General features: G+C 67.7%; 18 protein-coding genes. 13 read left to right on the top strand and 5 right to left on the bottom strand.

The genetic code is table 11. The annotated features are described in order from the left end of the window. Positions 1 to 10: 10 nt before the first annotated feature. Both AC1RVY_RS02050 and AC1RVY_RS02045 read left to right on the top strand, forming a co-directional pair. Entirely contained in the window at positions 11 to 1642 is a 1632-nt protein-coding gene (locus AC1RVY_RS02050) for a DHA2 family efflux MFS transporter permease subunit (protein ID WP_492805076.1), read from the top strand. Between the two features lie 240 nt (positions 1643 to 1882). Beyond that, positions 1883 to 2041 carry a DUF3309 family protein gene (locus AC1RVY_RS02045; RefSeq protein ID WP_007856361.1) on the top strand — a complete coding sequence of 53 codons (159 nt, stop codon included), beginning with the start codon at positions 1883 to 1885 and terminating at the stop codon, positions 2039 to 2041. Positions 2042 to 2192: 151 nt separating this feature from the next. Here AC1RVY_RS02045 and AC1RVY_RS02040 read toward each other — a convergent pair whose 3' ends face one another. From AC1RVY_RS02040 to AC1RVY_RS02025, 4 genes are all read right to left on the bottom strand, one after another. Beyond that, positions 2193 to 2762, bottom strand: coding sequence for an EF-hand domain-containing protein (locus AC1RVY_RS02040; protein WP_492805075.1), 570 nt, complete (start codon positions 2760 to 2762; stop codon positions 2193 to 2195). Between the two features lie 337 nt (positions 2763 to 3099). Beyond that, the gene (locus tag AC1RVY_RS02035) at positions 3100 to 3561 is read right to left on the bottom strand and encodes a YiiD C-terminal domain-containing protein (RefSeq protein ID WP_492805074.1); all 462 of its coding nucleotides are present in this window, start codon (positions 3559 to 3561) and stop codon (positions 3100 to 3102) included. A gap of 116 nt (positions 3562 to 3677) precedes the next feature. After that, complete coding sequence (locus tag AC1RVY_RS02030) at positions 3678 to 4283, bottom strand: NUDIX hydrolase (protein ID WP_492805072.1); 606 nt, start codon at positions 4281 to 4283, stop codon at positions 3678 to 3680. 360 nt (positions 4284 to 4643) lie between these two features. Beyond that, on the bottom strand, positions 4644 to 5567 hold the full coding sequence (locus tag AC1RVY_RS02025; RefSeq protein WP_369642521.1) for a LysR family transcriptional regulator: 924 nt from the start codon (positions 5565 to 5567) through the stop codon (positions 4644 to 4646). A gap of 444 nt (positions 5568 to 6011) precedes the next feature. Here AC1RVY_RS02025 and AC1RVY_RS02020 point away from each other — a divergent pair, with 444 nt between their 5' ends. From AC1RVY_RS02020 to mmsB, 11 genes are all read left to right on the top strand, one after another. Continuing rightward, positions 6012 to 6848 (top strand): hypothetical protein, encoded by an 837-nt coding sequence (locus AC1RVY_RS02020; protein WP_492805071.1) that lies wholly within the window; start codon positions 6012 to 6014, stop codon positions 6846 to 6848. Beyond that, on the top strand, positions 6845 to 7693 hold the full coding sequence (locus AC1RVY_RS02015) for an aspartyl/asparaginyl beta-hydroxylase domain-containing protein (RefSeq protein ID WP_492245982.1): 849 nt from the start codon (positions 6845 to 6847) through the stop codon (positions 7691 to 7693). Before AC1RVY_RS02020 ends, AC1RVY_RS02015 begins: the two co-directional genes overlap by 4 nt. Then, a complete protein-coding gene (locus AC1RVY_RS02010; protein ID WP_492805069.1) occupies positions 7681 to 8709 on the top strand; it encodes a sulfotransferase family protein in 1029 nt (342 codons plus the stop codon). The genes AC1RVY_RS02015 and AC1RVY_RS02010 overlap by 13 nt, the downstream gene beginning before the upstream one ends. Continuing rightward, entirely contained in the window at positions 8706 to 9896 is a 1191-nt protein-coding gene (locus AC1RVY_RS02005; protein ID WP_492245984.1) for a type 1 periplasmic-binding domain-containing protein, read from the top strand. Before AC1RVY_RS02010 ends, AC1RVY_RS02005 begins: the two co-directional genes overlap by 4 nt. A 12-nt stretch (positions 9897 to 9908) precedes the next feature. After that, entirely contained in the window at positions 9909 to 10451 is a 543-nt protein-coding gene (locus AC1RVY_RS02000) for a phage tail protein (RefSeq protein ID WP_218294906.1), read from the top strand. Positions 10452 to 10728: 277 nt separating this feature from the next. Continuing rightward, positions 10729 to 12252, top strand: coding sequence for a CoA-acylating methylmalonate-semialdehyde dehydrogenase (locus AC1RVY_RS01995; protein ID WP_492805067.1), 1524 nt, complete (start codon positions 10729 to 10731; stop codon positions 12250 to 12252). Between the two features lie 198 nt (positions 12253 to 12450). Next, a complete protein-coding gene (locus AC1RVY_RS01990) occupies positions 12451 to 12831 on the top strand; it encodes a lysozyme inhibitor LprI family protein (protein WP_369643908.1) in 381 nt (126 codons plus the stop codon). A 45-nt stretch (positions 12832 to 12876) separates the two neighbouring features. Continuing rightward, positions 12877 to 14043 carry an acyl-CoA dehydrogenase family protein gene (locus tag AC1RVY_RS01985; RefSeq protein ID WP_369642527.1) on the top strand — a complete coding sequence of 389 codons (1167 nt, stop codon included), beginning with the start codon at positions 12877 to 12879 and terminating at the stop codon, positions 14041 to 14043. 71 nt (positions 14044 to 14114) lie between these two features. Beyond that, the gene (locus AC1RVY_RS01980) at positions 14115 to 14558 is read left to right on the top strand and encodes a TfoX/Sxy family protein (protein WP_492805066.1); all 444 of its coding nucleotides are present in this window, start codon (positions 14115 to 14117) and stop codon (positions 14556 to 14558) included. A gap of 30 nt (positions 14559 to 14588) precedes the next feature. Further along, entirely contained in the window at positions 14589 to 14978 is a 390-nt protein-coding gene (locus AC1RVY_RS01975) for a DUF488 domain-containing protein (RefSeq protein WP_492805064.1), read from the top strand. A 106-nt stretch (positions 14979 to 15084) separates the two neighbouring features. Beyond that, the gene (mmsB, locus tag AC1RVY_RS01970; RefSeq protein ID WP_218294901.1) at positions 15085 to 15978 is read left to right on the top strand and encodes a 3-hydroxyisobutyrate dehydrogenase; all 894 of its coding nucleotides are present in this window, start codon (positions 15085 to 15087) and stop codon (positions 15976 to 15978) included. A 50-nt stretch (positions 15979 to 16028) separates the two neighbouring features. Here mmsB and AC1RVY_RS01965 read toward each other — a convergent pair whose 3' ends face one another. Next, positions 16029 to 19670, bottom strand: a complete 3642-nt coding sequence (locus AC1RVY_RS01965; protein WP_492805062.1) for an EAL domain-containing protein — start codon at positions 19668 to 19670, stop codon at positions 16029 to 16031. Positions 19671 to 19678 lie beyond the last annotated feature (8 nt).

The following is a 19678-nucleotide window of genomic DNA, read 5'->3' as shown; positions in this document are numbered from 1 at the left end:
AGTCTTTTCCATGACTGCCGCCACCCCCACCGCGGACCAGGCCGGCGCCTCGGCGCTGCCCGCCGCGCCGCCGCCAGCCGCCCCGCCCGGGCCGCCCACGGCCTACCCCCCGCTGCAGGGCACGGCCCTGCTGCTGGGCACGCTGTCGCTGTCGCTGGCCACGTTCATGAACGTGCTGGACTCGTCCATCGCCAACGTCTCCATCCCCGCCATTGCCGGTGACCTGGGCGTGAGCCCGGGCCAGGGCACCTGGGTGATCACCAGCTTCGGCGTGGCCAACGCCATCTCGGTGCCGCTCACGGGCTGGCTCACGCAGCGCTTCGGCGCGGTGCGGCTGTTCACCATGAGCGTGCTGCTGTTCGTGCTCACCTCGTGGCTGTGCGGCTTTGCCTCGTCGCTGGAGATGCTGGTCTTCTTCCGCGTGCTGCAGGGCCTGGTCGCCGGGCCGATGATCCCGCTGTCGCAGACGCTGCTCCTGGCCAGCTACCCGCGTGCCCTCGCCGGCACGGCGCTGGCCCTGTGGGGCGTGACCACGCTGGTCGCGCCCGTGGTGGGGCCGCTCCTGGGCGGGTGGATCACGGACAACATCTCCTGGCCGTGGATCTTCTACATCAACGTGCCCGTGGGGCTGCTCGCCGGCGTGCTCACCTGGGGCATCTACCGCAAGCGCGAGACACCCATCCGCAAGCTGCCGATCGACACCGTCGGCCTGTCCCTGCTGGTGCTGTGGGTGGGCGCGCTGCAGCTCATGCTTGACAAGGGCAAGGAGCTCGACTGGTTCGCCTCCAACGAGATCATCGTGATGGCCGTCGTCGCGGTCGTGGCGTTCGCCGTGTTCCTGGTCTGGGAACTCACCGACAAGCACCCGGTGGTGGACCTCAAGCTCTTCAAGGGCCGCAACTTCACCTTCGGGGCGCTCGCGCTGTCGGTGGCCTATGCGCTGTTCTTCGGCAACGTGGTGCTGCTGCCGCTGTGGCTGCAGCAGTGGATGGGCTACACCGCCACCTCGGCCGGCATGGCGCTGGCCCCGGTGGGCATCTTCGCCATCCTGCTCACGCCGCTGGTGGGCCGCAAGGTGGGCCAATGGGACCCCCGGCGCATGGCGACGGGCGCGTTCATCGTGTTCGGCATCGTGCTGTGGATGCGTTCGCAGTTCACCGTGCAGACCGACTTCATCCACATCCTGATCCCCACCCTGCTGCAGGGTGCGGCCATGGCGTTCTTCTTCATCCCGCTGACCACGCTGACGCTGGCCGGGGTGGCCCCCGAGCGCATTCCGGCCGCCGCCGGGCTGAGCAACTTCGTGCGCATCACCGCCGGGGCCATGGGCACGTCCATCGCCACCACGCTGTGGGAAAGCCGCGCCGCCATGCACCATGCGCACCTGACCGAGGGCCTGGTGCAGGGCCAGGGCGTGTTCGCCATCACGCTGGACAACCTGATGGCATCGGGCCTGACACAGTTGCAGGCGCTGGCGCAGGTGAACCGGCTGATCGACCAGCAGGCATTCACCCGCGCGGCCAACGACATCTTCCTCGGATCGGCCGGGCTGTTCCTGCTGCTGATCGGGCTGATCTGGCTGACCAGGCGGCCGCCCAGGGCCCAGGGCCCGGGCGCCGCCGACGCGGCCGGAGCGCATTGAGGGCCAGCGGGCCGGCAGCAGCTGAATAACACCGGAAAATGGCTGCAGCGCTTTAACAAAAAGCGCTGGCAGCTATTTTTTTTATAGCACTCAAGCCACCTGCCGCGCCCTGCGGCACTGCGCGGCCTCCCACAGGCCACGTCGGAAAAACCTGACCTCCAGGCGGGCGTGGCACCTTCGGCCGGCCCCCGGGGGGCGCCCCAACAATGCAGTCACCGCAACACACAACAAGGAACTGCCATGTCGCTCTCGCTGATTCTGCTGATCGTCCTCATCCTCATCCTGGTTGGCGCACTGCCAACCTGGGGCCACAGCCGCTCATGGGGCTACGGACCCAGCGGCGGGATCGGGCTGGTGGTGCTGATTCTCGTGATCCTGCTGCTGATGGGCAGGATATGACGACGACGACGCCCGGCTGAGGCCGGGGGCCCTGCTCCCGCAAGGGGTGGCGGCACCTGTCGGCCCCGCAAGAGAACGGCGCTTCCTTGGAAGCGCCGTTTTTTTATGCCCGTTGGCGGCACCGGGTTCGATGCCCCTGCGGCCTGGCTTTTCACGCCCGGCGCTGACCCGCTGCCGCGAAGGCTGTCGAGAACGCCGCGAACTCCTTCTGCGCCACCGTGCCATCCGCGTTGCCGCCCTGGTCCATGAGCTGCATCACCGCCTGCGAAAAACCACTGCCCGCCTGGGCGCCCTTGGTACTGGCCAGGCCCTTGAGGAATTCATCCTGCGAGATGGAGCCGTCCTTGTTGGTGTCAAAGCCTGCCGTCAGCTGCTCGGTTTGGGCCTCGGTGGCACCAAAGCGGGCAAGCAGGTCCCGAAAATCCTCCCTGGAGACCGACCGGCCGCCCGGTGCGCCGGAAGCCCCCGCCGGCACCGAACCGCCGCCCCGCCCCACCGCGCCCACGGCGGGGCCGTCGAGTTTGCCCTGCGAGACCAGAATGCCTTTTTCTGCAAACCCCGCCAATGCCTCGGCCTGCGGACTCAGGGTGAGGACCGTGGAGGGCTCAGGCTCGGTCGCGCCAGCGCCGCGCCGCGATGCGGCGGACTTGCCCGGCCCGCTGGAGGCTGCGTTGAAGATCAGAGAGGCTACGGACGCAAGGCCGGAGATAAGAGGTGACATCGCCATGGACTCCTGTGGGGCAAAGCCCGGTGTCCTGGCCCTTCCTGCTGGTCCTTGCTTGGAGAAGACAAAAGGACAAGGCCACCGTGATCACCGCTTCGCCCAGGACATGAAGGGTACGCCGCGCCCCACGACGCAGTGGCAGGATGAAAGCACCCTTTGGACCCCATTTCGGCACCTGTCCGGCACCTGTCAGGCACATCCCGGCTGCGATGCGGCGCTCCGTGCCCCAGCGTTGGAGCACGCCGGCGTCTCGCCTGCCCGGAGCGCGGGGACAAACCCGGGGGCTGGATGCCCCGGCGGCCCGCCGCAGTCGGCGTGCGCCCAGGGCCCTGCCCTACGGGTAACCCGGCCCGAACGCCACGAACTCTCCTTCCAGCCGCCCCGCTGGCCGCCCATCGCAGTGCAGCGCCGACGCCTGCACGATCCGGCCCAGCCCCTTGCGCTGCAGCATCCGGGTGAAAGAGCGCCAGGCCTGCGGCGTGGGCGCCTGCGCCACGGCGGTGAAGGCGCCGGCCATGGGCGCGAGGTAGTCCATGGTGTTGCGCTGGATCACCAGGCGGCTGCCCAGTTGCTCGGCCGACAGGCGCAGGTGCAGCATCGACCAGGCGGCCAGGATCGCCACGGCCGATGCGCTGCCGCCAAACACCGTATCGCGGTGGTTGATGTTGGGCCCCAGCGGAGCGGCCAGCACCACCTGCTGCGGCGTGGCGTCGACCACCGTCACCTCCATGGCGTGGGACAGGGGAATGTGCTGGTGCAGATAGGCTTGGAGGTCAAGGGGAGTCACGGCGTGCATTCTGAATGGGTCACGGGGAAGCGGTGGCGGAAGTGTGGCTCGCCGCAAGCCGCCACTTTGCCACGGCGGGCCGCAGGGGCGCCGCTTTCAGGCCGGGCCGGCCCGCATGGGCAGCCTCACGCAAGGGGTGGACGGGCTGCACAAGGGCGCTGCGCCTGCCTGTCCACGATGGCAGCCACCGCCTGCGGCGTGTCCCGGTGCACGATGTGCCGCACCTGGGCCACGCCTGAACGCGGTCCCCGCGCCAGGTCCTGCGCGAGCGCGGCGCGCAGGAAGCTGGGCCGCACATCCAGGCTGGCGAGCTGATCCGCGGAAAACCACGCAAAAATGAGCTTGTGCATGCCCTCCACACCCTCATAGGGCCCATCCGAGCGGGCTAGCAGAGACCCCGGCAGAGGGCTTGCATGCAGGTACAGCCCGATTTCATGGAATGACTGGCCCGCGTGGTGGAAGAAGTTCTCCACCACAAAACCCAGCGCGCCCAACGCCACCGCCGTGTCCAGCTCTTCATGCAGTTCGCGCGCGATGGCCTCGCAGGCGCTTTCACCGGGCTCGATGGCCCCGCCCGGCAGGGCCCAGAACGTGTCGTGCTCCAGGCGGTGCAGCAGCACCTTGCCGTCATGGCGCACCACGATGGCGGCGGCGCGCTGGCGCACGCGGGGCACGGGGGCGCCGGGCCGGGCGGAGGCTGGCGGGTCGGCGGCTGTCGGGGTGGTGGTCATGGCATGTGGCCAAAAGGCGGGCTCCAGGCGGCGCCGTGCGAGGCGGGGACGCGATCCTATCCACCACGGGCGGGTTTCAGTGCAGCCGGGCTGGCCAGGTTGCAAGCAATCGCAACCGCACAGCCGGCTTGAAGGCCTGCAAGCCCTGCCGCCTATTGCCGCATGGTGCGGATCCACGCCACCGTGGCATCGATCGGATACGGGGTGGCGATGGCGTCCAGGCTCAATATCCGGTACTTGGCCATCACAGGTCTCCTTCATCGGCGATGCCGCCGTGCCAGGGCCCCGCGGCGCAATCACTGGTGCCGGGACACGCGGCACTGCAAAAAATTCATGAAAAGCGCTTGCAAGGCTTTTTCATCAAGCGCCAGCAGCTCCCGAATCAATAGCACCAATGGAAGGCAGCAGCAACCCTTGCCGGGCCGCCACGGCCTCGCGCAAGAACGCCCAGGTGGCCTGCATGCGCGCCACGTGCTTGTTCTCGGCGGGCATCGACATCCAGAACGTGCGCTGGAACCGCGCCACCCCGGGCAGCACCGGGACCAGCGAGGGATCTTGGGCCGCCACGAACGCGGGCAGCACCGCCAGCCCGGCACCGGCGCGCGCCGCCTCGTACTGCGCGAGGATGCTCGTGCTGCGCAGCACGAAATGCGCGGGGCGGTGCAGCTCGTCGAGGATCTGCAGTTCCTTGCTGAACAGCAGGTCGTCCACATAGCTGATGAAGGTGTGGCCGCGCAGGTCGTCGGCCGTGTGGACGGGCGCATGGCCGGCGAGGTAGTCGCGTGCGCCGTAGAGCTGCAACACATAGTCGGTGAGCTTGACCACCAGCACCGCGCCCCGCACGGGGCGCTCCAGGGAGATCACGATGTCCGCCTCGCGCCGCGACAGGTGCACCAGGCGGGGCAGCGCCAGAAGGTCCACCACCAGGCCCGGGTGGTTCTGTGCGAAGCGGGCCAGCTGCGGCGCGAGGATCAGGTTGCCAAAACCCTCGGTGGTGCCGATGCGCACCAGGCCGTGCAGCCCTTGCCGCACACCAGGCGCCGCACTCTCCACCGCGAGGAACGCGGCCTCCATGGCCTCCACCTTGGGCATCAGCTGCCGCCCTGCTTCCGTGAGCCGGTGGCCCCCGGCTTCACGGGCGAAAAGGGCCGATCCCACCTGTTTCTCCAGCGCCTGCAGGCGGCGCGACACGGTGGTGTGCTCCACGCCCAGGCGGCGTGCGGCGCCCACCAGCGTGCCGGCGCGCGCGAGCTCCAGAAAGTAGCGGAAATGATCCCAATCCATGGGCCGATTGTGGCGCCCTCGGAGCCCGTTGCCTGGAAGAAGAGGATGCGACGCCTGCACGCCCCCGGGCTCGCCCTCCTCCTTTCCTGCACCAGGCGCCTTTCGCTGTAAACGCGATGATTGTTAAAAATTTACACTCTGTGTTTTTTGTTGCACACTCCAGCCGCGCCCGGCACCGAGCAGCGGGACCGCGCACAGCCACAAGAGCCCAGGGATTCCCAAAGGCCGCCGATACACAGGGAGGACAGGATGAATGCATTCGTGCAGCCCCCCGCGGCTGCCCGCCAGAAACAAGCCCGTGCCGGGCTTCTCCGCGCCAGCCTCCGCGCTCCGTGCCCATTCCTTGCATCTTTCGGGAAGCCGCGCACGGCGGGCTTCCTTTCCGCGCATCCCGGGCCACGCCCCGCTTTCCTTGCCTCCCCGCTTCCTTAGCCTCAGACATCTATGACACGCACCACTCTCTCATACAAGTCGCTTTGGGCCGGCCAGGCCTGCCTGGCGTTGGCCACCCTGGGTGCCCATGCGGCGGATGTGAGCATCACGCCGCCTGTCGGTGGCGGCTTTGTGATCAAAGGCCCCTCCAACACCGACAGGCTGCGCGTGCAAGGCTCCGGCGAAGTGCTGGTCCCCAGCCTGTCGGGCACGCCCAATACGAACACCAGCGTCCTGTGCTTTGACGGCCCGTCCGGGCGGCTGGGGCAATGCGCCCCCGGCGTGGCGTCCGGAGCCACGGGAGCGACCGGCCCGACCGGCGCGACGGGAGCCATCGGAACGACCGGCGCCACCGGCCCGGCAGGCACCACGGGCGCTACCGGGGCCGCCGGCCCCACTGGCGCGACCGGCGCGACCGGAACGGCAGGCCCCGCCGGCGCCACGGGCGCGGCGGGTAGCAACGGCGCTCCGGGCGTGGCGGGAACCACCGGTCCCACGGGCGCTACAGGCCCTGCGGGCGCCACGGGTGCCACGGGCGCGACCGGCCTCCCAGGCCCTGCGGGCTCGCTCAGTGTCAATGTGCGGACCGCAACCGGCACCGGCACCACGGACAGTTGCAATGCGACCGCCTGCTGCCTGCCCGGGGAGAAGGTTGTAGGGGGAGGGTACGAGGGTGCCAGCGGGGCTGGCGGGATCGATACGGGCGGCGTGTTCATCGCCGCCAACTACCCCACGGCGGGCGGCGCTTGCGGCGCTTCGGTGCAAAGTTGGAGCATCCGGCTTCTGAACTCCTACCGCGTTCCCACCCTGACGTCGGCCTGCATCGCCTACGCCATCTGCGCGCAATGACGCCTCTGGAATCACCTGCGCAAGCACAGCCCCAGGGCCTGATGGTGCAGGGCATGCAAACAGCCCGGCTGCCCTGGCGGTTCGACGCCGCTGCGGCCCTGGCCGAAGTCAACGCCCTGCCCTCCTCGCTGTGGCGCACCCATTTCAACGAGGGCCGCCACGATGGCGGCTGGCAGGCCCTCGCGCTGCGTTCCGCGCCCGAGGCCCCCATCGATGTCGTTCCTGTTGATGTGCCGGCATCGGGCTATGCCGACACGCCCGCGCTGGAACAGTGCCCCACGCTGCGCGCCATGCTGGACACCATGGCCTTGCCCTGGAAGTCCGTGCGGCTCATGCAATTGCTGCCGGGCTGCGAAATCAAGGAGCACACCGATGCCGGCGTGTGCGCGGCGCGGGGCGAGGCCCGCCTGCACGTGCCACTGCAGACGGGCGAGCAGGTGTTCTTCCATGTCGATGGCGAGCGCATCCCGCTGCGGGCTGGCGAGTGCTGGTACGTCGACGTATCGCGCCCGCACCGGGTTCGCAACCGTGGCAGCCAGACCCGGGTCCACCTGGTGGCGGACACCTCGGTGGACATGCGCCTGTTCGAGGCCTTCCGCGCCAGCGATGCCGGCGAGCCCCTGCCCGACCCCAGCGACCCGTGGAGCCAGTTCATCCGGTTTCGCGACTTCGTGGGAGCGGATGCGGAACACTCTGCAAGACTCAGCGCCATCACCAACACCGCCGAGTTCGTGCAGGAATCGGTGCGCATGGGGCAGGACGCCGGCTTTCAATTTGACGCATCGGATGTGGAGTCGGCCATGAAGGCCGGGCGCCGCGCGTGGGTGGAACAATGGATTCTGTGAACTTCAGCGGCTGGCGCCCGATCCGTTTTTACATCGCCAAGGGCCAGGTGATGGTGGACTGGATCCGCATGCTCGACGAGCCGCTGCGCGAGCCCTTCTTCCAGCACGGCATCCAGAGCCAGATGCAGCACCCCTTCCATCTGGCGTTCCGGCGCCAGACGCCGCTTCACGACCTGCTGGCCTGGCATGAACGGTCGCCGGGCCTGGACCCCTCGCTCGTCATCTTCCACGTGTCGCGCTGTGGCTCCACGCTCATCACGCAGGCGCTGGCGGAAAGCCCGCACCATCTGCAACTGTCGGAGCCCGCTCCGGTGGACTTTCTGCTGCGCCAGGCCTTGCCCGGCGGGTGGCTGGACAGGACCCAGGTCGTCCGGGCGTTGCGGGCGTGGGCCAGTGCCTGGGGGCAGCGCTGCGACGAGGCCAGCCCAGGGCTGGAGTCCTTCAGCATCAAGCTAGACGCCTGGAACACAGACAAGGCCCCGCTCGTGGCGGAAGCCTGGCCCGAAACGCCCTGGGTATTCCTGACCCGGGAACCCCTGGCGGTGCTGGTCTCGCAGATGCGAGAACGCGCCTTCTTCCTTGTGCCGGGCACGCTGGGCGCATGCCTGGACGGTCTCAGCGTCCATGAACTGGCCGTCATGCACCCTGAGCTTTACTGCGCGCGCGTGCTGGGGAACATCTATGCGGCCATGACCCAGGAGTTCGACCCCGCACGCACACTGCTGCTCGACCACGCCGAACTGCCCGGCGCCATTGAAACCCGGGTGCTTTCCCACATGGGCTGGAATGCCTCGGCGACCGATCAAGAGCGGATGCGCGAGCGTGTCACACGGCACGGCAAGCACCCCCATCAAGTCTATGTTTCAGACACGGAATCCAAACACAGCATGGCAAGCGATCATCTTCAATCCCTGACCGCGCAATGGATCGCCCCTCACCACCTGAGGCTTCAGGACCTGCGCCAGTCCCACCATCCTGCAGCCTCCCCGCATCTCGCCGAGGAGGCACTGCCATGATCGCCCCCCTGCATCGACGCCATTTCCTGGCCGCGGGCAGTGCGGTGGCGGCCACCGGCGTCCAGCTCTCGACGCCTGTTCTCGCGTCCGCCGGCCCGTCAAGCCCCCATTGGCACATCCTGGGAATCGCGCCGATGTCGGAAAAGCTGCCGCAGCTTGCACACGACTACCGGCACGGCGTGGAGCTGGGCCTGGCGCAGGCTGGCGCCTCGCAGGTCGGGCTGACCTGGCTGTCGGCAGGCCCCTTGCCTGGAGCCCCTGCCAAGGCCATCGGGTCCGCCCTGCAGGACGGCAAGATCGATGCCGTGATGGGGTGGATACCCCCTTTGCTAGCGAAAAAGGTGTCTGCCTTGACGGAGAAGGCCGGTGTGCCCCTCTGGATCAGCGACAGCGGCGCCGACATCGCCACTCCCTCGGAACAGCACCCCCTGCAGGTTCGCCACAGCCTCGAACTGTGCACCATGGCATCCGCGCTGGCCGACAAGGTGCACGCGCAATGTGGTCCACGCGCTTTCCTGTCGATGGGCTGGCACGAATCGGGGTATGACTTTGTCCAGGCCTTCCAGCACCGCTGGCGCTCATTGGGTGGGCAGATCGTGGGCCGCCACATTGCAGGCGCTCCAGGGCGTTCACCGGAATTTGATGATCTGAAGCAGGCGATTGTTTCGCAGCAACCGGATGCGGTGATTGCATTGTTCTCCGGCCCCCAGGCGCACCGTTTCAGCCAATGGTGGCAAGCCCAGCCGGCCTTGCTGCGCACCCAACTGGCCGGGTTCCCATGGCTTTCCGATGGCACCTCGGGCGTTCGTCCATGGACCGTGGCAAGCTGGCCCACCGCAGACATCGCAGAGACTGGTTGGAAGACTCGATTCGCACAGGCAGGCCTTGCGTGGACCGCCGCTGCGCTGCTGGGTGCAGAGGCCGGCGCCAGCCTGGGCAGCGCCCTGGCGGCCGCTCCCCCGGGAACCAGCACCAAGGACGTCTGGGCGGCATTGACGAGCAAACCGCTGGCGGGCCCTCGCGGACAACGGTACTGGGCCAGTTCCGCCAGCGACAGCGCAGGGCCGTTGTGGGAGCGCTCGACCTCCGTCACCGGCACCTGGCTCCAACGCCACCAGGCTTACTCCCACCTCGGTGCGTCCGCTGCCGCCCAGGGTGGATGGATCACTGGCTACTTTTTGACTTGATGAGGAATCGCTATGAGTGAACCGTTTATTGCCGAAATCAAAATGTTCGCTGGCAATTTCGCCCCCCGTGGGTGGGCTTTCTGCCAGGGTCAAATTATGAGCATTGCCCAAAATACGGCCTTGTTTTCCCTGCTGGGCACCACCTACGGCGGCAATGGACAAACCACCTTTGCCTTGCCAGACCTGCGTGGCCGGGCTCCCGTCGGCACAGGCCAAGGGCCGGGACTTCCCGAAGTCACCATGGGTGAAATTGGCGGCAGCCCCACCCACACGCTGATCAGCACGGAAATGCCGGCACACACCCATGCAGCGCCCACCATTCCTGCATCCACCACCCTGGGCACCCTGCAGGCACCCGGTCCCGGGGCGATGCCGGCAGCGTCCAATCAGCGCAATGCCCAATATGCTGCCAGCGGCACTGCCGATACCCAATTGCCCATGAGCAGCGCGACGACCGGTATTGCAGGTGGCAGTCAACCGTTTTCCATCATGCCCCCGTATTTGGGGATGAACTACATCATTGCCGTGGAGGGCATATACCCGTCCAGAAACTGAATGGACCAACCCGCCACGGAGCGGCGGAAAAAAGGGGCCGACGGCAGCGTTTGCCCCTTTTTGCATTTCTGCTTCACTGAACAAAAAACCGCACCCTGAGGACAGGAGCCTTCGGCTGCTCATCCCCTGATCCGCTGGGGTTCGGGCTTGCTGTTTTCATGTGCAAATAAGCACATACACATTGCAGAGCAACGCCTTGTAATTACATATTTGCACGCATAACATGCACGGGTTGGCCTGCACCGCGGGCCGTTTGCAACCCCCCGGAGACAAAACCATGAACGCACCCACCCGCGTGGCCGCACTGGCCCCCACCGTCAAGCTGCTGATCGGCGGCCAGTTCGTCGAGTCCAAGACCACCGAGTGGCGCGACGTGGTGAACCCCGCCACGCAAGAGGTGCTGGCCCGCGTGCCCTTTGCCACGGCCGAAGAAATCGATGCCGCCGTGGCCTCGGCCAAGGAAGCGTTCAAGACCTGGAAGAAGACGCCCATCGGCACGCGCGCCCGCATCTTCCTCAAGTACCAGCAGCTCATCCGCGAAAACATGGCCGAGCTGGCCGCCATCCTCACGGCCGAACAAGGCAAGACCTTGCCCGACGCCGAAGGCGACGTGTTCCGTGGCCTGGAAGTGGTGGAACACGCCGCCAGCATCGGCAACCTGCAACTGGGCGAGCTGGCCAACAACGTGGCCGGCGGCGTCGATACCTACACCCTGCTGCAGCCCCTGGGCGTGTGCGCGGGCATCACCCCGTTCAACTTCCCGGCCATGATCCCGCTGTGGATGTTCCCCATGGCGATTGCCACGGGCAACACCTTCGTGCTCAAGCCCTCCGAGCAGGACCCCATGGTGACCATGCGCCTGGTGGAGCTGGCGCTGGAAGCCGGCATTCCACCCGGTGTGCTCAACGTGATCCACGGCGGCGAGATGGCCGTGAACGCGATCTGCGACCACAAGGACATCAAGGCAGTCTCCTTCGTGGGCTCCACCAAGGTGGGCACCCATGTGTACAACCGCGCCACCCTGGCCGGCAAGCGCGCGCAATGCATGATGGGCGCCAAGAACCACGCGATCATCCTGCCCGACGCGAACAAGGAACAGTCGCTCAACGCCATCGCCGGTGCCGCATTTGGCGCCGCCGGCCAGCGCTGCATGGCCCTGCCCGTGGTGGTGCTGGTGGGCGAGGCGCAAAAGTGGATTCCCGATCTGGTGGCCAAGGCCAAGACGCTCAAGGTCAACGGCGGCACTGAAAAGGGCACGGACGTGGGCCCGCTCGTTTCCTGTGCGGCGCTCTCGCGTGTGGAAGGCCTGATCGAACGCGGCATCGCCGATGGCGCCACGCTGGAGCTGGACGGCCGCAAGCCTATGGTGCCCGGCTATGAAAAGGGCAACTTCGTGGGCCCGACGATCTTCTCGAACGTGAAGCCCGGCATGGCCATCTATGACCAGGAAATCTTCGGCCCCGTGCTGGCCCTGGTGCCCGCCGCCGACATCGACGAAGCCATCGAGTTCATCAACAGCAACCCCAACGGCAACGGCACCGCCATCTTCACGCAGTCGGGTGCGGCAGCGCGCAAGTTCCAGGAAGAAATCGACGTGGGCCAGGTCGGCATCAACGTGCCAATCCCCGTGCCAGTGCCGTTGTTCTCGTTCACGGGTTCGCGCGCGTCCAAGCTAGGCGACCTGGGCCCTTACGGCAAGCAGGTCGTCATGTTCTACACGCAGACCAAGACGGTGACGGCCCGCTGGTTTGATGACAGCACCACGTCGCATGGTGTGAACACGACGATTAGCTTGAAGTGACATCCCCCTGAGGCGCTGCGCGCCTTCCCCCTTCTCTTCTCTTGCATCGCTGCGCGATGCGGAAGGGGGACGCCACCCGTGCGGCGGGGCGGCCCTTGCACGGTGGCTCTGGCCTTAGGCCGCGCCAGTCGTGACCACTGTGGTCGATGGTAAAAGCGGGGCATGCAAATTGATCTGACAATGATGCGGGGATGGGCCATGGTCTTCGGTGCGGCTTGCGTGATGCTGGTGGGAGCTGATGCCCACGCGCAGGCCGGTGCCGCCTGCAAACCCGGCGGCAGCGTGGAGGAAACCAATGCCTGCGCGGTGCAGGCCTTTCAGGCGGCAGACACGCAGATTGGCATCCTTTACGGCGATGTGATGCGCGCCCTGTCGGCCCACGAGCGGCCCCAGCTGCGGCAGGAGCACACAGCCTGGCAGCGCGAACGCACCACGCGCTGCAAGCAGGCCACGCGCAGTGCCGAGTCGCAGCCCCAGTGGCCGCGCCTGTACCACGAGTGTCTGACGACGGAGACCGAGACCCGCCGCAAGGGCCTGATGCGCTGGCTGACGCTGGACCACCCATCCGCCAGGCCCTGAACCGGGCGCCCAGAACAACAAGAACCGACGACGAGACAGAACACCATGGACTTTGAACTCACCGAAGAACAACGCGCCTTTGCCCAGACGGCCCGCGACTTTGCGCAAGCCGAGTTCGCGCCCCACGCGGCGTTGTGGGACGCCGAGGGCATCTTCCCGAAGGAAGCCATCGCCAAGGCGGGCGAGCTGGGCTTTTGTGGCCTGTATGCACCCGAGAACGCCGGTGGCCTCGCCCTGCCCCGCCTGGACGCCACCCTGGTGTTCGAGGAAATGGCCGCCATCGACCCCAGCACCACCGCCTTCATCACCATCCACAACATGGCCACCTGGATGCTGGGCACCTGGGCCACCCCCGTCGTGCGCGACCACTGGGGGCCGCTGTTGACCACGGGCGAGAAGCTCGCGTCCTACTGCCTCACCGAGCCCGGCGCAGGCTCCGACGCCGCCTCGCTCAAGACGCGTGCCGAACTGGTGGGCCACGACTACGTCATCAACGGCAGCAAGGCCTTCATCAGCGGCGCAGGCAGCACCGACGTGCTGGTGCTCATGGCGCGCACGGGCGACGCGAATTCGGGCGCTAGCGGCGTCAGCGCCTTTGCCGTGCCAGCCGATGCACCCGGCATCACCTACGGCAAGAAGGAACACAAGATGGGCTGGAACAGCCAGCCCACGCGCACCATCAGTTTTGACAACGTGCGCATCCCGGCCGACCACCTGCTGGGCCGCGAGGGCGAAGGCTTCAAGATCGCGATGAAGGGCCTGGACGGCGGCCGCATCAACATCGCCACCTGCTCGGTGGGCGCGGCGCAAGGCGCGCTCAACGCCGCGCAGCAATACATGCAGGACCGCAAGCAGTTTGGCAAACCCATCGCCAGCTTCCAGGCCCTGCAGTTCAAGCTGGCCGACATGGCGACGGAACTCGTGGCCGCGCGCCAGATGGTGCGCCTGGCCGCCAGCAAGCTGGACGCGGGGGCCCGCGACGCCTCCACCTACTGCGCCATGGCCAAGCGCTTCGCCACCGACGCGGGCTTCACCGTCATCAACGACGCCCTGCAGTTGCACGGCGGCTATGGCTACATCCGCGAATACCCGCTGGAGCGCCTGCTGCGCGACGCGCGCGTGCACCAGATCCTGGAAGGCACGAACGAAATCATGCGCGTGATCATTGCGCGGCGCATGCTGGACGGGGATGCGACGGAGGCCATCCGCTAGGCAAAAACTCCTGTTTTTATAGCTGCCAGCGCTTATCCATCAAGCGCTAGCGGCCTATTTAACCTGAAACCATGCCCGCCCGCCCCCTCTCCGACGAAACCCTGCACCTGATCGACGCCGTGCGCACGGCGCTCGCGCACCGCAGCGACGTGGAGGAGCGCCCGCTGTTCGGCACCCATGCGTTTTTTGTGGACGGCAAGATGTGCATCGCCGTCAAGGGCGAAGAGCTGCTGGTGCGCCTGCCGCCGGAGCGCCATGGCGAGGTGCAGGAGATGCAGAACACCCGCGAGCTGTCGCCCGGCGGCGGCATGAAGGGCTACTTCTGGGTGGAGCCCAATGGCTACGCCACGCGCGCACAGTGGAACCATTGGCTCGAAGCAGCCCTGGCCTACAACCCGCTGGCCAAGGCATCGCCGCGCAAGAAGAAAACAACCAACACCCCGGCCGCGGCCAGGAAAGCGCCCGCCAAAAAAACCGCCGCGAAGAAGCACAGCATCTTCGAAGCCGACGACTGATCTGCCCCACCCTCCCTGGAGCCCACCACCATGCCCCTTCGCATCGTCCGCCTCGGCTCCCCGCGCGCCGCCGGGGAAGGCACCCGCATCGGCACCGTGCGCCGCCCGCCGCGTGGCGTGCCCAAGACCGAGTTCGCCAGCCGCGACTATTACGACGTGTGGTACCCCCTGCTGTCCCCCACGGCCGAACTCATGGCCCAGGGCCAGCAGGCGCAGACGGACAAGGAGTGGGACGCGTTCGTCAAGCAGTTCCGCAAGGAACTGGCCCAGCCCGAGGCCAGCCGCACGCTGGACCTGCTGGCCGCGCTCTCGCGCCACGCCGCGATGTCGCTGGGCTGCTACTGCGAGGACGAATCGCGTTGCCACCGCTCGGTGCTGCGCGCGGAGCTGAAAGCCCGCGGCGCAGACTTCGCCGAGTGATTTTCAAGCCTTTTCGGCCGGTAGCCCTTTGAAAACAAGCGCTGGCAGCTATCAATTTCATACCAACCCGATTCACCACCACAACGACATCCAGGAGAAACACACCATGAAGATTGCATTCATCGGCCTCGGCAACATGGGCGGCCCCATGGCCCTGAACCTGCACAAGGCGGGCCACGACGTGGGCGCCTTCGACCTCTCCAAGCCGGCCTGCGACAAGCTCGCCGCCGATGGCGTGCGCATCGCGACGGACGCCGGCGCCTGCGTGCAAGGGGCCGAGGTCGTCATCAGCATGCTGCCCGCCAGCCAGCACGTGGAAACGCTCTATCTGGGCAGCGACCGGCAACCCGGCCTGCTGCCGCTGCTGGCCGAGGGCACGCTGGTGATCGACTGCTCGACCATCGCCGCCGCCACGTCGCGCAAGGTGGCCGAGGCCGCCAAGGCACGGGGCATGGACTTCATCGACGCGCCCGTCTCGGGCGGCACGGGCGGGGCCATCGCCGGCACGCTGACCTTCATGGTGGGCGGCGACACCCCGGCACTGGAACGCGCGCGCCCCGTGCTCGAGAAGATGGGCGCCAACATCTTTCACGCCGGCGCCGTGGGCGCGGGCCAGACGGCCAAGATCTGCAACAACATGCTGCTGGGCATCCTGATGGCCGGCACCAGCGAGGCGATCGCCCTGGGCGTGGCCAATGGCCTGGACCCGAAGGTGCTCTCCGAGATCATGCGCCGCAGCTCGGGCGGCAACTGGGCGCTGGAGAAGTACAACCCCATGCCCGGCGTGATGGAGACCGCGCCGGCGAGCAAGGGCTATGCGGGCGGCTTCGGCACCGACCTCATGCTCAAGGACCTGGGGCTGGCGCAGGAGAACGCCGCGGCCGTGAAGGCCTCCACCCCGCTCGGCGGCCTGGCGCGCAGCCTGTATGCCGCACACAGCCTGGCGGGCCATGGCGCGCTGGATTTCTCCAGCATCATCAAGTTGGTGCAAAAACACTGACACCACGCGGCGGCGCGGCGGCGGGGCCCGCCACGGGACCGCCGCCGGACTCAATGCGCGGGCACGCCGGCGGAACCCGCCAGGAACTGGGCCTCGAACACGTCCGCGGGCAGGGGCCGGCTGAGCAGGTAGCCCTGGATCTCGTCGCAGCCCAGCAGTGCGAGCCGGCGGCACTGGTCGTCCGTCTCGACCCCCTCGGCCACCACCTTGAGCCCCAGCGAGTGCCCCATGTTGATGATGGTGGACACCAGCGCCTGCCCCTGGGCTCCGGTGTCCATGCCCAGGATGAAGGAGCGGTCGATCTTGAGCGTGTCGGCCGGCAGCGTGGCCAGGTAGCTCAGCGATGAGAACCCGGTGCCGAAATCGTCGATGGCGATCGTGATGTCCATCTCGCGCAGGGCGTGCAGGCTGCGCCTGCTGTGCTCCACGTCCTCCATCACCATGCTTTCGGTGATCTCCAGCTCCAGCCCGCTGCCCGCCCCCGGGTCCAGGGCCAGGGCCTCGCGCACCTCGGCCACGAAGTTGCGGTGCCGAAGCTGCAGGAACGACACATTGACCGCCACGCGCAGCGGCGCGTGGCCCGCCTGCCGCCAGCGCCGGTTGTCCGCCAGCGCCTGGCGAAGGGCCCAGCGGCCCACGTCGTAGATCAGGCCGGTCTCCTCCAGGATGGGAATGAAGAGCCCCGGTGGCACCAGGCCCCGGTGCGGATCGTTCCAGCGGATCAGCGCCTCGGCGCCCGCCACGACGCCGCTGGCCAGGCATTGCTTGGGCTGGTAGTGCAAAACAAACTGGCCCTGCTCCAGCGCTTCGCGCAGGCGGCCTTCCAGGCTCAGCGCCTCGGCCACGCGGGTGTTCATTTCAGAGGTGTAGAACAGCAGGCTGTCGGCCGATGCCTTGGCCTTGCCGACCGCGGCCTCGGCGTTGCGCAGCAGCGCTTCGGCATCCACGCCGTCCATGGGGTACAGGGCCACCCCTGCCTTGGCGGCCATGCGCAGCTCGGTCTGCCCCAGCAGGAAGGGCGCATCAAAGCAGCTGCGCATGAGATGGTCCACCACCAGCGCCACGGCCCCGGCATCGCGGGCGCCGGCCACGGCCATGCCGAAACTGTTGATCCCGATGCGCGCCACGCCGTGCACATCGGCCGCCGCATGCTGCAGCCGCTGCGCCACCTGCTTGAGAAGCTCGTCCCCCATCTGCCGCCCCAGCGTGTCATTGACGAACCGGAACCGGCTGATGTCCATCAGCGCGATCCCGAGCAGCGGCCGCGGCCCTTCGCGGGGCCGCAGGTGCTGGCCGGCGCGCTCCAGGAAAAGCGTGCGGTTGGGCAGGCCGGTGATCTCGTCGTAGTAGGCCAGGTAGCTCAGCCGGTCTTCCTTGTCGAGGTGGTCGAGCGCGAAGCCGATGTCGCCGGCCAGCTCGGTCAGCAGCTTCATCTCGGCCTCGTCGAAAAAACCCACCTCTTCGGAAAACAGGGCCAGCACCCCCACCACCTCGTGGGCCACGACCAGCGGCAGCATGGCCAGCGACGCCACGCCACGCTGCGCCAGCAGGCCGGGCAGCAAGATCCGGGGGTCGCCCACCACGTCGTCGCACACGGCGGGCAGCCCGGTGCGAACCACCTCCGCGCTCAGGCTCTCGCCCGGGGTGGGCTTGTCGTGCAGCCGCAGCCGGTCCCGGATGTGCGCGAGGAAGTCCTCTCCCGCGCCAGAGAGCGCCACCGGCACCAGCTGCTGGCGGGCCGCGTCCACCTTGCCCAGCCACGCGATCTTGAACTGCCCTTCCTCCACGGCGATGCGGCAGGCCTCGTGAAACAGCTCCTCGCGCTTGCGCACGCGCACGATCAGCGTGTTGATGCCGCTGAGCATGGCGTACACGCGGTTGAGCCGCTTGATCTTGTGCTCGGCCTCCTTGCGCTCGGTGATGTCCTCCCCGAGCGCGGCCACGCCGGTCACCTGGCCACCCGCCGACCGCAGCACGGTGTTGTTCCAGTGCACCAGCCTGCGCTCGCCGCCGCGGGTGATGATTTCGTTGTCGTAGTGCCAGGCAGAGGGGCGGTCGGCCAGCAGGTCGGCGAACACGTCGCGCACATCCACCTGCTCGGGCGGCACGAACAGCGAGAACCAGTTCTGGCCGGACACCTCGTCGCGCCGCCACCCGGTCAGGCGCAGCAGGTAGTCGTTGCAATAGGTGATGCGCCCCTCGCAGTCGAGCATCAGCGAGATCATCTCCACCTTGTCCAGCATGTCGTTGAAGCGGCGGTCGCTCTCGCGCAGTTCCTCCTCCGCGCGCTTTTGCACGCTGATGTCCTGGATGGTGTTGAACCAGCGGACGGTGTCGCTGCCCACGCCATCGTCGGCCAGCAAAGGCTCCATGACCTGGCGCAGGTGGATCACCGCGCCGTCTGCGCGCACGAGGCGGTAGTTGAAATCCAGGCGCACGCCCTCGGTGGCAGCCTCCAGCGCGCGCTCACGGAACAAGGGCTGGTCGTCCGGATACACGAGGGCCAGCCATTCGCGCGCGGACCGGGGCATCGCCGACGGCTCCACGCCCAGCATCTGGGGGCAGGTGTCGGGCCAGCTCTCGAACACGCCGTCCTGGCTGCTGATCACATGGGTGATCTTGGCCAGCACCTGCGCGCGGTGCAGGCCCGCCTCGCTGGCCCGGAGCTCTTCGATGACCCGCTTGCGCTCGATCACCTCGAACTGAAGCTGGTCGGCATGGCGCTGCACCTCCGCGTACAGGCTTCCGTTCTCGTAGATGCGCCCCACCTGGGCGCCCAGGATGGACAGGATCTTCTCGTCCTCGGCGCTGAACTCGTGCGACCCGGGCTTGTTGGCCAGGCAGATCCAGCCATAGGAGAACGACAGCGATGTGATGGGCGCGATCAGGCCGCAGTGCAGCGCCGGATAGCCCGCCGGCAAGCCCACCTCGCGGGGGTCGCCGCTGGCGTTGGCCACCCGCCGCGCCCGCCGCTCGGCGCGCACGCTGCCCAGCAGGCCGTGCGACACCACGGGCAGGTCCAGCACCCCCGTCGCGGCGGCATCGATGCCACTGGTGCAGACCAGGGCCGCATGGCCATCCTTGCGCACGGCGCACAGCACCACGTACTGCGCGCCCACCAGGTCCCGCGCACCCCGGCAGACGCTGGCCAGCAGCACCTGCGGGTCGCGCTCGGACGCCAGCTGCAGGTTCAGGTCGGTCAGCGCCGCCAGCCGGCGGTTCATGGCTTCCAGCTCGGCCACGTTGCCGGTGAGCTTGTCCGCCATGAGCTGCAGGTGCCGCGTCTGGAAGCTGTGCTCCAGCGGGAGCACGGGCTGTGGCGGAACCTGCGACAGCGCCTGCTCGATGGCCGCGATGATGTCCTGCGGCTCGCAGGGCTTCACCAGCACCTGGGCGACCCCACAGGCCAGGGCCAGGTTGCGCGCCTCCTGCTCGCGGAAATGCGCGCTGTAGAAAATCACCTGCGTGTCGGCGAGCTGGGGGTCGGCACGCAACTGCCGCACGAACTCATAGCCGTCCATCGTGGGCATCAGGATGTCGGAGATCACCAGCTGCGGGCGTTCTGCCCGCACCACGTCCAGCGCCTGGGCGCCGTCCGCCGCCTCCAGCGCCTGGTGGCCGCTGTGTCCTATGAGCGTGGCCACCAGCGCCCGGTTGGCCGGAAGGTCATCCACGACAAGGATCTTGGCCATGCTGCCGC

Source organism: Acidovorax sp. GW821-FHT11A03 (assembly GCF_058809075.1).
This window is presented reverse-complemented; position numbering and strand designations above follow the sequence as displayed.

Excerpts from the sequence above, each read along its gene's own strand:
- AC1RVY_RS02050 (WP_492805076.1), top strand. The coding sequence starts at position 11 with ATGACTGCCGCCACCCCCACCGCGGACCAGGCCGGCGCCTCGGCGCTG.
- AC1RVY_RS02045 (WP_007856361.1), top strand. The coding sequence starts at position 1,883 with ATGTCGCTCTCGCTGATTCTGCTGATCGTCCTCATCCTCATCCTGGTT.
- AC1RVY_RS02040 (WP_492805075.1), bottom strand. The coding sequence starts at position 2,762 with ATGTCACCTCTTATCTCCGGCCTTGCGTCCGTAGCCTCTCTGATCTTC.
- AC1RVY_RS02035 (WP_492805074.1), bottom strand. The coding sequence starts at position 3,561 with ATGCACGCCGTGACTCCCCTTGACCTCCAAGCCTATCTGCACCAGCAC.
- AC1RVY_RS02030 (WP_492805072.1), bottom strand. The coding sequence starts at position 4,283 with ATGACCACCACCCCGACAGCCGCCGACCCGCCAGCCTCCGCCCGGCCC.
- AC1RVY_RS02025 (WP_369642521.1), bottom strand. The coding sequence starts at position 5,567 with ATGGATTGGGATCATTTCCGCTACTTTCTGGAGCTCGCGCGCGCCGGC.
- AC1RVY_RS02020 (WP_492805071.1), top strand. The coding sequence starts at position 6,012 with ATGACACGCACCACTCTCTCATACAAGTCGCTTTGGGCCGGCCAGGCC.
- AC1RVY_RS02015 (WP_492245982.1), top strand. The coding sequence starts at position 6,845 with ATGACGCCTCTGGAATCACCTGCGCAAGCACAGCCCCAGGGCCTGATG.
- AC1RVY_RS02010 (WP_492805069.1), top strand. The coding sequence starts at position 7,681 with ATGGATTCTGTGAACTTCAGCGGCTGGCGCCCGATCCGTTTTTACATC.
- AC1RVY_RS02005 (WP_492245984.1), top strand. The coding sequence starts at position 8,706 with ATGATCGCCCCCCTGCATCGACGCCATTTCCTGGCCGCGGGCAGTGCG.
- AC1RVY_RS02000 (WP_218294906.1), top strand. The coding sequence starts at position 9,909 with ATGAGTGAACCGTTTATTGCCGAAATCAAAATGTTCGCTGGCAATTTC.
- AC1RVY_RS01995 (WP_492805067.1), top strand. The coding sequence starts at position 10,729 with ATGAACGCACCCACCCGCGTGGCCGCACTGGCCCCCACCGTCAAGCTG.
- AC1RVY_RS01990 (WP_369643908.1), top strand. The coding sequence starts at position 12,451 with ATGGTCTTCGGTGCGGCTTGCGTGATGCTGGTGGGAGCTGATGCCCAC.
- AC1RVY_RS01985 (WP_369642527.1), top strand. The coding sequence starts at position 12,877 with ATGGACTTTGAACTCACCGAAGAACAACGCGCCTTTGCCCAGACGGCC.
- AC1RVY_RS01980 (WP_492805066.1), top strand. The coding sequence starts at position 14,115 with ATGCCCGCCCGCCCCCTCTCCGACGAAACCCTGCACCTGATCGACGCC.
- AC1RVY_RS01975 (WP_492805064.1), top strand. The coding sequence starts at position 14,589 with ATGCCCCTTCGCATCGTCCGCCTCGGCTCCCCGCGCGCCGCCGGGGAA.
- mmsB (WP_218294901.1), top strand. The coding sequence starts at position 15,085 with ATGAAGATTGCATTCATCGGCCTCGGCAACATGGGCGGCCCCATGGCC.
- AC1RVY_RS01965 (WP_492805062.1), bottom strand. The coding sequence starts at position 19,670 with ATGGCCAAGATCCTTGTCGTGGATGACCTTCCGGCCAACCGGGCGCTG.